General features: G+C 28.8%; 11 protein-coding genes and 1 pseudogene. 3 read left to right on the plus strand and 9 right to left on the minus strand.

What is annotated here, in order from left to right:
* Positions 1-78 precede the first annotated feature (78 nt).
* From arfB to N5A56_RS15630, 4 genes and pseudogenes are all read right to left on the minus strand, one after another.
* Positions 79-482 (minus strand): annotated as a pseudogene (arfB, locus tag N5A56_RS15615) (alternative ribosome rescue aminoacyl-tRNA hydrolase ArfB).
* An 82-nt stretch (positions 483-564) separates the two neighbouring features.
* Positions 565-1,194, minus strand: coding sequence for an ATP-binding protein (locus N5A56_RS15620; RefSeq protein WP_274270599.1), 630 nt, complete (start codon positions 1,192-1,194; stop codon positions 565-567).
* A gap of 10 nt (positions 1,195-1,204) precedes the next feature.
* Entirely contained in the window at positions 1,205-1,813 is a 609-nt protein-coding gene (gene pnuC, locus N5A56_RS15625; RefSeq protein WP_274270540.1) for a nicotinamide riboside transporter PnuC, read from the minus strand.
* A gap of 24 nt (positions 1,814-1,837) precedes the next feature.
* On the minus strand, positions 1,838-2,749 hold the full coding sequence (locus N5A56_RS15630) for a helix-turn-helix domain-containing protein (RefSeq protein ID WP_265726513.1): 912 nt from the start codon (positions 2,747-2,749) through the stop codon (positions 1,838-1,840).
* Between the two features lie 94 nt (positions 2,750-2,843).
* On the opposite strand from N5A56_RS15630, the gene N5A56_RS15635 reads away from it, so the two are divergent.
* The gene (locus N5A56_RS15635; RefSeq protein WP_265726512.1) at positions 2,844-3,197 is read left to right on the plus strand and encodes a DUF983 domain-containing protein; all 354 of its coding nucleotides are present in this window, start codon (positions 2,844-2,846) and stop codon (positions 3,195-3,197) included.
* Positions 3,198-3,226: 29 nt separating this feature from the next.
* On the opposite strand, the gene N5A56_RS15640 is transcribed toward N5A56_RS15635, so the two are convergent.
* Entirely contained in the window at positions 3,227-3,853 is a 627-nt protein-coding gene (locus N5A56_RS15640; protein WP_265726511.1) for a 4'-phosphopantetheinyl transferase family protein, read from the minus strand.
* A gap of 63 nt (positions 3,854-3,916) precedes the next feature.
* Between N5A56_RS15640 and ahcY the strand changes: the two genes are divergently transcribed.
* Together ahcY and N5A56_RS15650 are read left to right on the plus strand one after the other, a co-directional pair.
* On the plus strand, positions 3,917-5,233 hold the full coding sequence (ahcY, locus tag N5A56_RS15645) for an adenosylhomocysteinase (protein WP_265726510.1): 1,317 nt from the start codon (positions 3,917-3,919) through the stop codon (positions 5,231-5,233).
* 327 nt (positions 5,234-5,560) lie between these two features.
* The gene (locus N5A56_RS15650; protein WP_265726509.1) at positions 5,561-6,991 is read left to right on the plus strand and encodes an SLC13 family permease; all 1,431 of its coding nucleotides are present in this window, start codon (positions 5,561-5,563) and stop codon (positions 6,989-6,991) included.
* Here the strand turns inward: N5A56_RS15650 and N5A56_RS15655 are convergent.
* From N5A56_RS15655 to N5A56_RS15670, 4 genes are read right to left on the minus strand one after another with little or no spacing between them, the layout of a single operon-like run.
* Positions 6,980-8,713: an FG-GAP-like repeat-containing protein gene (locus N5A56_RS15655; protein ID WP_337994857.1), complete on the minus strand. Its 1,734-nt coding sequence runs from the start codon at positions 8,711-8,713 to the stop codon at positions 6,980-6,982. The genes N5A56_RS15650 and N5A56_RS15655 overlap by 12 nt on opposite strands.
* The gene (locus N5A56_RS15660; protein ID WP_274270541.1) at positions 8,707-10,242 is read right to left on the minus strand and encodes an FG-GAP repeat domain-containing protein; all 1,536 of its coding nucleotides are present in this window, start codon (positions 10,240-10,242) and stop codon (positions 8,707-8,709) included. The genes N5A56_RS15655 and N5A56_RS15660 overlap by 7 nt, the downstream gene beginning before the upstream one ends.
* A gap of 9 nt (positions 10,243-10,251) precedes the next feature.
* A complete protein-coding gene (locus tag N5A56_RS15665; RefSeq protein WP_265726505.1) occupies positions 10,252-11,100 on the minus strand; it encodes an N-acetylglucosamine kinase in 849 nt (282 codons plus the stop codon).
* A gap of 34 nt (positions 11,101-11,134) precedes the next feature.
* On the minus strand, positions 11,135-11,383 hold the full coding sequence (locus N5A56_RS15670; protein WP_265726504.1) for a hypothetical protein: 249 nt from the start codon (positions 11,381-11,383) through the stop codon (positions 11,135-11,137).
* Positions 11,384-11,385: the final 2 nt, after the last annotated feature.

Consider the following 11,385-nt stretch of genomic DNA (forward strand, 5'->3'; position numbering starts at 1 on the left):
CTTTTAATTTAGTTTAATATAAAAAAGAGCTCAAACATGCCGTTCAATCTGGGCTAAACTTGTTTGCTTTTTTAATGTTTAATCTAACTTTGGTTTTTTTCTTAAAGCCTTTTTTACGGAAACTCGTTTCTTATTTTCTGCTTTCCTTTTAACAGAAGCTTTACTAGGTTTAGTAGCTCTTCTTTTTTTGGGCGAATTAAATTAGTTTTTAAAACGGTAATAAAACGTTTTATAGCTATGTCTTTATTTCTGTGTTGAGAACGAGATTCTTCGCAAAATAAAATAAGAATATTCTCTTTTGTTAATTTAGATGAAAGCTTTAATTTTAAAAGTTCTTTTTCGTTAAAAGATAAAGAATTAGAGTTTTCTAAATCAAATGATAGTTCAATTTTAGAAGAAGTTTTATTTACATGTTGTCCTCCAGCACCAGAACTTCTAATCGCTTTAAAGTTTATTTCTTTTAAAATAGTTTCAATATTCATAGTGGATTATTTCTACTTATCGTTTTGCATACTGTAACATCTAGTAATTTTGTAATTCGTAAAATTGTAAAAAGATGTTTTCTTAATAATCATAAGAATTACCAAAATCGTTATTCTGATGCATAAAATGCATGTCTATATCTTGTAAAGAATCTGAAAAAGAATGTAGATTTTCTTTATCAGATATAATTTTATTAATTGCGTCTGTTGCTTTTTTTAATCGGGTTTCTCTATCTCCTTTTAATAAAATATATGGTCTGTTGTGCTTTTTTAAAGCATCTTCAAAGGCATTAAACATTTCTAAACGCAATTCTGGTCTGTCTCTTAAATCATCTTCTTCCCAAGGCGTATCTATATAAGTTAATAGATATAAATCATATTGGTTTTCGCTTGCAGCTTTGTTTAATTTTTCATCAACAAAACCACCATAAAACTCTTCTGAATATACTTTAGTTTCTAACAAATCGGTATCGCAAATAAGTACTTTATCTGCCTTTTTAGCTAAAGTATTTTCTAGTTTCATTTGCCCAATTGCAATAGGGATTAAATCACTAGCTTCACAAGTTTTACGTTCGTTATTCCATTTTTTCTGAAGATATTTTCGTGCGTATTCAGGCGCCCAAACTGTATTGTAATAACGCGCTAATTGTTTAGAAAGTGTTGTTTTTCCTGTAGATTCAGGACCAAATAAAACAACTTTTACGATGTTAATGGGTTTTTGTTTAAGTTTTTTTCCATGCTAAATAACCAAATATGGCAATAAATGTAAATCCTAAGTATTGTAAACTAGTAAATGTAAAACCTTTGTAAAAATATAAAGGTATAGAAATGATGTTACCTGCAATCCAAAAAAGCCAGTTTTCTATTTTTCGTTTTGCCATTAACCACATACCTACAAAGAAAATTGCTGTTGTAATGGTATCTGCATACGCAACCCAAGAAGTCCATTTATCGAACATTTTATAAACTACAAAAACAAAAATAAGTGTTGTAAAAAAGATATAAATAGATGTTTTCTGCTCTTTTTTTGTAGTTCTAGAAATTTGTGTAACATGTGTTTCATCAACTTTACGAGTCCAAATATACCAACCATAAACACTCATTATAAAATAATAACCGTTAATCATCATATCTCCTAAAAGTTCCCATTTTAAAAGCAGATATACAAAAATTGAAGTACTAATCATTCCCGTAGGAAAAACCCAAACCTTATTTTGTTTGGAATACCAAACAGATAAAAAACCAAAAATTACAGCAATAATTTCTAAAGTAGTTTCTGTAGTAGAATAGGTTTTATATTGACCAAAAAGGAAATTGAAAATTTCTGACATTATAGGTTTTTTAAAGTTGTAAATTTAAGGTTTTCTATTTGTTAGAAAAGAGAAACAAATAATATTAAAGATATTTTTTCCTAAAAAAATTGGTGTTTCACCAGTTTTTAATTTAAAAAAACGAGAAAAGTATCCGTAATCAGAAAAGTTAAGCATTTCAGATATAGAAGCTAAGTTATTTTCAGAATGAATAATTAGTCTTTTAGATTCTAAAATAATCCTTTCTGCAATAAGTTCATTTGTAGTTTTATTTATTGTTTTTTGTACAACTCTGTTTAAATGTTTTGTTGTTATGTTTAATTTATCGGCATAAAATTTTGGTAGTTTTTCTGTGTAAAAATTATCATTAATAAGCTTTTCTAAGTTTTCTAAAATAATAGAATAACTATGCGAAACTAGCTTTTCTGTATTCATGTTTGCTGTGTAAGCTCTAGTTAATTCGATATAAATACTATTTATTAGATTTATTATTTTTAATTCTTTTAAAAGGTTATTTTGATGAAACTCTTTATAGATTTCTTCAAATTTAGAAGTTAAGTTACTAGTTTTAGCAAAATCTAATTCTAATAAAGGCGGATTCTGATTCGAATAATAAAAAGGAAATGAGTTAAGCGTATGATCTAAAAACTTTAGTTCATAAAATTCTTGCGAATGGAAAAAAATATATCCTTCTGGTTTAGTACTAAAACTCCAAGAATGTGTTTGCCCTGGTTTTAAAAAGAAAACTTTTCCAGGTTGTACAGCGTACGAATTAAAATCAATTTCATGGCTTCCTAATCCTTCAGTAAAAATTACACATAAGTAAAAGTTATGACTGTGAGGCTTCACTATTAACTTACTATTTAATGCTACATGACTAGAAAAAGTATTGATATAGAAATCTTTTAAAGATTCAGATTCTTGAAACTGATTAATTTTTAAAACAGGTATTTTCATAATGATGTCCTAAAAGTACAAAAATTGGCGAGTAAACTATATATTAAAATTTGTTTTAACATCTTAATTTTGCAGTATTATTAAATTAAGTAATATGTCTAGTGTACTACAAGTCTTAAAATGTAAATGTCCTAATTGTAAAAAAGGAAATATCTTTAGTAATTTAGGAAACCTTCTGTTTTTTAGAGCGCCAAAAATGAATAGTACATGCAACACATGTAATTTTAAATTTGAAAAAGAACCAGGTTTCTTTTTTGGAGCTATGTTTGTAAGTTATGCTCTTGTAGTTGCAGAAATGGTTGCAAGTGTAGTTTTGTTACGATTTTTATTAGGTCTTTCTTTTGTATATGTAATAGCTTCTGTACTTATAATGGTACTTTTATTAAGTACGTTTAATTTTAGAATTTCTCGTTCTATCTGGATTTATATGTTCTATAAAAACAATTAGCATCTTTTCTAAGTAAGGAAAAAATTATTTTAGTAAGCAAATACACAGGTAAAACCTTCAAATTCTAAAAACTGAATATTGTATGAAGATTCTTCGCCATTATATCGTATTTCTCCAGAAGTTTTTTCATCAGCAAATCTAAAATCATCAACGTAAATATGATGTAGAAAGAGTAATTTTTTCTTTCCATATATTTTGTATAAACTTTCTTTTGCTCCCCAAACTATGGTTAGTTTACTAATTAAAGCATCATGATTTGCAATGGTTTTATATTCTTCTACAGGTGTAAATTTATGTGCTATTTTTAAAATTTTATCACGCTGTTTTTCAATATCAATACCAACATGTAAAGTATCAGAAATTATTAAACCAGAAAAAGTAAAGGAATGTGTAATAGAAATGTATTTTCCATCCTTTAAATGCGGTTTTCCAAACTCATCATAAATTAAATCAGCATCAGAATAACCAACTTCTTTTAATAAATGACGCACACTTAAAAAACCTTTTTGGTGTAATTCAGATTTCATTCCATTTAAACGATTTCTACTTTTATCAGTAAGTAAAACGTTCGTATTTAAATCATTAAAAGATTCTTCAATCTTCCAAATTAATACCTTTGTTGTTTTATTAACCGTTAATGTTTTGTAAAGAGCCATATATTTTAAATATCTAAGTAGTATCTTTGCACTTCGAAAAAATAGAATATAAATATACATAATATGAGCACAAAAACCGCTACATACGTACCATTTAAAGTTAAAGATATTTCTTTGGCTGATTGGGGGAGAAAAGAAATTGAATTGGCAGAAGCAGAAATGCCAGGATTAATGTCTTTAAGAGAAGAATATAAAGATAGCCAACCATTAGCAGGATCTAGAATTGCAGGTTGTTTACACATGACAATTCAAACGGCTGTTTTAATTGAAACTTTACAAGCTTTAGGGGCGGAAGTTACTTGGAGTTCTTGTAATATTTTTTCTACACAAGATCAAGCCGCTGCTGCAATTGCTGCTGCAGGAACGCCTGTATATGCATGGAAAGACATGACAGAAGAAGAGTTTGACTGGTGTATTGAGCAAACTTTATTCTTTGGAGAAGACAAAAAGCCATTAAACTTAATTTTAGATGATGGTGGAGATTTAACAAATATGGTTTTAGATCGTTACCCAGAATTAGCTGCTGGAATTAATGGTTTATCTGAAGAAACTACTACAGGAGTTCACAGATTGTATGACAGAGTAAAGGCAGGTACTTTACCAATGCCAGCAATTAACGTAAACGATTCTGTAACTAAATCTAAATTCGATAATAAATACGGTTGTAAAGAATCTGCAGTAGATGCAATTCGTAGAGCAACAGATATTATGTTAGCAGGTAAACGTGTAACTGTTTGTGGTTATGGAGATGTTGGTAAAGGTACAGCAGCTTCTTTTAAAGGTGCAGGTTCTATTGTAACTGTTACAGAAATTGATCCTATTTGTGCTTTACAAGCTGCAATGGATGGTTTTGAAGTAAAAAAATTAGAAACTGTTGTTGCAAATTCTGATATCATTATTACAACTACAGGTAATAAAGACATTATACAAGGTCGTCATTTCGAAGCAATGAAAGACAAAGTAATTGTTTGTAATATTGGACATTTCGATAATGAAATTGACATGGCTTGGTTAAACGCTAATCATGGTAATACAAAAGATACTATTAAGCCACAAGTTGATAAATACAACATTGCTGGTAACGATATTATTGTTTTAGCAGAAGGGCGTTTAGTAAACTTAGGCTGTGCAACAGGTCATCCAAGTTTTGTAATGAGTAACTCATTTACAAACCAGACTTTAGCGCAAATCGAACTTTGGAATAACAAAGAAGCGTACGGAAACGATGTGTATATGTTACCAAAACATTTAGATGAAAAAGTAGCAAAATTACACTTAGCAAAAATTGGTGTTGAGTTAACTGAGTTAAGAGAAGATCAAGCTTCTTATATTGGTGTAACTGTAGAAGGTCCTTATAAACCAGAACATTATAGATACTAAATTATAGTCATTGCGAGGAAGTAATGACGAAGCAATCTCATTTTTAGATTGTAAGAATTTTTAAAAAAACTCTTTCACTTGAGCTGAATTTATTTCAGTTTCTTTGAAGGAGTTTTTTTATTTGGGCGTTTTAGCAGGCTTTCGCTACTCGCTTTTTTGTTGAAAAAACAAAAAGAGCTCAAACAAATCGCTCAATCCTTAACGCAGCTTTCAGAATTTTTAAAGAAAACTGTTACATCGAGTGAATTTGATTTTTTATCAAATTTGTATCGAGATGTTTTATAAAGATTACTTTTTAGTATTTTGCAGAAGCTTAATCAACCTAAAATGCAACTTACCAAAAAAATAGGCTTACTTCTAGGTCCAATATTATTTTTCATCATTCAATTTACACCAATAACATTCGTATCTCAAAAAGCAGATGCAGTAATTGCAGTTGCCATTTGGATGGTAATTTGGTGGATTACAGAAACTGTAAACATAGCAGTTACCGCTTTGTTACCATTAATACTTTTTCCGCTTTTAAAAGTAATGCCAATTGCAGATGTTGGCGCAAATTATGGAAGTCCAATTATCTTTTTATTCTTTGGTGGTTTTGTATTGGCGTTGGCTTTAGAGAAAGTAAACTTACATAAAAGAATCGCTTTAAATATTGTAAAGTTGACAGGTACAACACCAGAAAAAGTGGTGTTGGGTTTTATGTTGGCAACTGCTTTTATGAGCATGTGGATTAGCAATACAGCGTCTACAGTGGTTATGTTACCAATAGCAATATCTGTTATAAAACTATTAATAGATGACAAAGACGGATTTACAAAAGGCGATAAAAATTTTGCATTAAGCATAATGTTAGGAATCGCTTTTGCAGCAAATGCAGGCGGAATTGCAACCGTTATTGGTACACCACCAAACTCAGTTTTAATAGGTTTGTTAGAAAATCAATATAACATTCAAATCTCCTTTTTAACATGGATGAGTTTTGGTTTGCCTTTTTCAATACTAATAATAACTGCAGTGTATTTTGTATTGGTAAAATGGATGTTTCCTTGCAAAGGAATTGTATTTACATCATCAGCAAATTTAATATCAGAAGAAATTAAAAAGCTGGGAAAAATATCCAAAGAAGAAAAAAGAGTACTAATTATTTTTGCAATCACCGTTTTTTTATGGATTACAAGAACTATTATTAATAGCGTATTTCCAGGATTAAAATTGTCTGATACTGTTATCAGTTTAATTGGTGCAGTTTCTTTATTTGCAATTCCTATGAATTGCAAAAAAGGAAATTTTATCTTAGAATGGAATGATACAGAAAAATTAGCTTGGGGAATTTTACTGCTTTTTGGAGGAGGTTTAGCACTCGCAAAAGGGATGGCTTCTAGTGGTTTGGTCGCTTTAATTACAGACACAATTGCAGCAGGTAATTTTAATATACTATTTACAGTTTCTCTATTAATTGTTTTAATGTTATTTATGACGGAGTTAATGAGTAATGTTGCTCTAGTTGCTGTTTTAGCTCCTGTTGTTGCTGGTATTGCAATTGGGTTAAATATTCCTATTCTTAATTTATTAATACCAGTTACAATGGCTTCTAGTTGTGCATTTATGTTACCAATGGCAACGCCACCAAACGCAATTGTTTTTGTAAGTGGCTATGTAAAAGTGAAAGAAATGGTTAGAGCAGGTGTTATTTTAAATATAATTGCTGTGGTGTTATTAATCTTGTATTATCAGTTTATAATTCCTTTATTTTTTTAATTTTAAGATTGTAAATTTTCCGTTTTTATTTAGAATAATAAAATGTAAAACACCTTTAATTGTAATTTGTTTAATTGCTTTTGCATTCTTGTTATTAAAGTAACTTCCGTCATTTAAAAAAGAAAAATTTCCTTCCTTACTTCCTAATAAAACATAGCCTTTAGAAGCATCATATTTAATGGTTTCTACTTCAGCTTCTGAGATGTTTCCAACTCCGAAAATATCAAGAAAACCATCATTATTTATATCAGTAATTTCTATACTTAATGTTGGAGAAAACTGTGCTTCATTTGGTAATTCTTGAACTTTAAATTTTCCGTTTCCTTTGTTTTTTAAAATGATTGATGCAAAACTATGTGTTTGTAAATGAGTTGCTTTTTCTAGTTTTTCTGATCCATAAATTTCTGGCATTGTAGAGGAAGCAAATGCTGCAAATGTTTTTACTTTTTTTCCTAAAAATGGAGTTTGTTGTGTAGAACATTCTTTACCACGAACGGGTAATAAATTGCCTGTTTTAGAAACTTTGCTTAAGGCAATGTCAAAACTTTTATTATCATCAAAATAATCTGCATAAATATGTAGTGGTTTCTCTTTGGTAGGATGAAATTTATTGTTTTTACCCCAATTACCAATTATATAATCTACGTTGCCGTCTTTGTCTAAATCGGCGGCTGTTATGGTTTGAAACCAACCGTTAACATTGGTAACACCTTCTATATTTTTTAAATAGAATTTATTGCTTTTGTTTTCATAAAAAGTAACAGACATCCATTCTCCAATTACAATTAAATCTAAATCTCCATCAGTATCAAAATCAGAGAAAAGAGCATCATTTATCATTTTTAGATTGGAGATATCATCAAATTTTGTATCAATAACATTGGTATATTTTCCGTTATTGTTCTCAAGAAAATAAGGTTTATCAGCTAAAGGATATTGACCATGTTTTACATTGCCGCCAATAAAAATATCTAGATCACCATCATTATCATAATCTGCATATGCAATTCCTTTTGAATTGGTTTTAATGTTTGGTAATGCACCTTTTCTAAAATTTCCTTTTCCATCATTAATATAGATTCTGTCTTGTAGTAAATTACTACCTTTTTCAACCTCATAACCACCAGAAGTTACCAATAAATCTAAATCTCCATCAGTATCAATATCTAAAAAATTGGCATCTGTATCTTCAAATTTTTTATCAATAGTAAAAAGTTTTTTATTTGTTTCTGTAAAGTTTCCGTCTTTAGTTTGAATATACATTGCCGCTTTTTCTCCTTTTGCGTTTCCAACATAAAAATCTTCTAAACCATCATTATTTATATCAGCAATTGCAAAAGCTGAGCTTCTTTCAGATTGTTTTTGCGGTAATAATATTTGGTGCTTAAAATCATCGAAATTATTTTCTTTTTGATGATAATGAATTCCAATATCTGTGGGATTAATTTTGGTAAATAATGCCGATTCAGATTTTTTTACAATTGTGTTATCAGTAGCATCCTTATAATCAATAGTAATTGTAGAATTTATTTTTTGATTTAATAATTTTTGTGATCTCCCATTTTTCCAATCTACAAGAATACTATCAATTTTAGTATTTTCACCTAACCCAAAATTTAATTTATTACTAACGGAAGATTGAAAACCTCTACTTATATATTGTTGTTTAGATTGTTTTAATTCTTCAGAAAAAACAGTAACCGTTGCGCCAATTCCTAAAATGTTTTTTTAGTACCTTTTAAAACTACAGTTACAAAGTTTTTAGTGGCATTGTTTTTATAAATAGAAGCTTCTTCTGCTTGGTTATTTACAATTAAATCTAAATCGCCATCATTATCTAAATCTGAATAAACAGCTCCGTTAGAATTAATTTTAGCTTCAAAGCCCCAATTTTTAGATGTATTTTCAAAAGTTAAATCTTGTTTGTTTCTATAAATATAATTGCTTAATTTATGAGATGGCATCATTTTAATTGCTTGTTCTAGAGAAACTTTTTTACGATTTTTAATGTTATTTCGCATTTGATTTCTAAAATCCTGATTCGATAAATCATGCTCAATTCCGTTTGTTACAAACACATCCTTAAAACCATCATTATCAAAATCTGCAATTAGTGGTGCCCAACTCCAATCTGTTTTTGCGATTCCTGCTAATTGTCCAATTTCAGAAAACATTCCGTTGCCATTATTTAGTTGCAACATATTAGACATGTATTGATGATGATATCCCATATTTACCAATTGATGAAAATTAGAAATACTCATGGTTGCCATGTTTTCTTTACCACGAATATGGTCTTCTGCCATCATATCTAAAACAATTAAATCGGGTTTTAAATCGTTATTAATGTCTGCAAAATCAGAACCCATACTATTGGAAGAAATGTGATTGAAATGTTTTAAAGCTTGGTCTTTAAAAGTTCCGTTTCCTTGGTTAATGTATAAAAAATCGGGTTCTAAAAAGTCATTTGCTACAAAAATATCTGGTAAATTATCGTTGTTAAAATCCCCAATAGAAGCACTTAATCCCCAAGCTTTATTTAAAATCCCTGCTTCCTTGGTAACATTTGTAAAGGTTGTTCCATCATTTCTAAATAATTGATCGGAATTGTATTCTTCTTTTGTAATTTGAAGTCTTGGATCTAGATTTACATTATTTCTAAAATCTTGACGATGATTTACCAAATACATATCTAAATCGCCATCAGTATCAAAATCGAAAAAATAGGCTTGTGTAGAAAAACCGAAATGATCTAAACCATAACTTGCTGCATTTTCTTTAAACGTATTGTTTTTCTGGTTGATAAATAACTTGTTTTTTCTATTCTGATGACTTTGTAAAGAACCCGATTTACAAACGTAAATATCTAACCAACCATCATTATTAATATCTACCATTGTAACACCGGTAGTCCAACCAATTTCATCAGTAACCTTTGCTTTTACAGTGATGTCTTTAAATTCAAAATCGCCATTATTTAGGTATAATTTGTTCGATTCTTGATTAGAAGTAAAGTAAATATCATCTAAACCATCATTATTAATATCTCCAACAGCAACGCCACCACCATTATAAATGTAAGCGTAATTTAAAAAATTAAAATAGAGGTTCTCTTTAACCCTATTTTTAAAATGAATGTTTGTGTTTTCTGCGGATAAAAGACTAAACTGTTTTGTTGTTTTTGTTGGGGAACTGCAAGAAAAAAATAAAACCAAAATGATTAAAAAGAAAAATGTGCTGTTCGGTTTCATTGACGAGTGTTATTTTAATTCTAAAAAGTGATTTATTAAATTGTCTATGGGTCTTCTTATAAAGCTACCTGGTTTAATTTGGTGTTTTTTTAGTTCTTTAATAATATATTTTTTACTAAAAAAAGCAATAGAACCTACAAAATGAATTGAGTTTTCTTCTAATTCATTTTTGTAATGTAAGATATGGTTTTCTACAAATTCTTTTACCCCTTTTTCGATAATTTTTTGAATGTAAATGTCTTCATCATTTTCAAATAAAAACGGAGCAAAATTGGCTAAATATTTATTAGGTGTTTTAGATTGATATATTTTTTTAATAACTTTTTCTTCGGATAAATTAAACTTACCTTCTAATGATAATGATAGTTTTTTGGGTAGTTTTTTTAAAAAATAAGCCCTTAATAATTCTTTTCCAAAATAATTACCGCTGCCTTCATCCATTAAAATATAACCCAAAGCGGGTGTTTTTTGAATGATTTTATTACCATCAAAGAAACAACAATTAGAACCAGTTCCTAAAATACATACAACTGCAGGTTTGTTTGTAGTTGCGTAAACAGCAGCCATCATATCTTCTGCTACCAATACTTTATCTGCATTAAAAAGATCTGAAAATACATTTTTTAAAATCTGATTATTACTTTCTGTATTGCAACCAGCTCCAAAAAAATAAATTTCTTTTATTTTTTCTTTATTATTTTTAATTAAAACTTCTTTACTAATCGTTTTATATAGTTTTTTCTCTTTTAAAATAGCAGGATTTAATCCTTTTGTTCTAAAACGAGTAACTTTTTTACTTGCTTTTTCTATAAGAACCCAATCGCACTTTGTAGAGCCACTTTCTGCTATTAAAATCATGAATTAATATTTAAAAAAAGTGTATGTAAAGACATTATTTTGGCAAGAATATCTTCGCCTTTTTTTCTACTTTTGAGTTTAAATTTATATGTGCAACAATGTTTTCTTTTTCGTTAGAATCTTTAATTTTAAAAGAGCCTTCTGGGAAATATACTTCTAAACCATTTGTTTCGTCTTGTAAAAATAAATCGAATTCGCCGCTAACCCAGTTTAAGAATTGATTGTATTTTTTTGTACATGAAAAAGAAGCTTCTTTTTTGAATTTAAAAATAGAGGATTCCATAA

Source organism: Polaribacter ponticola (genome assembly GCF_026191475.2).
Classification (GTDB): Bacteria; Bacteroidota; Bacteroidia; order Flavobacteriales; family Flavobacteriaceae; genus Polaribacter; species Polaribacter ponticola.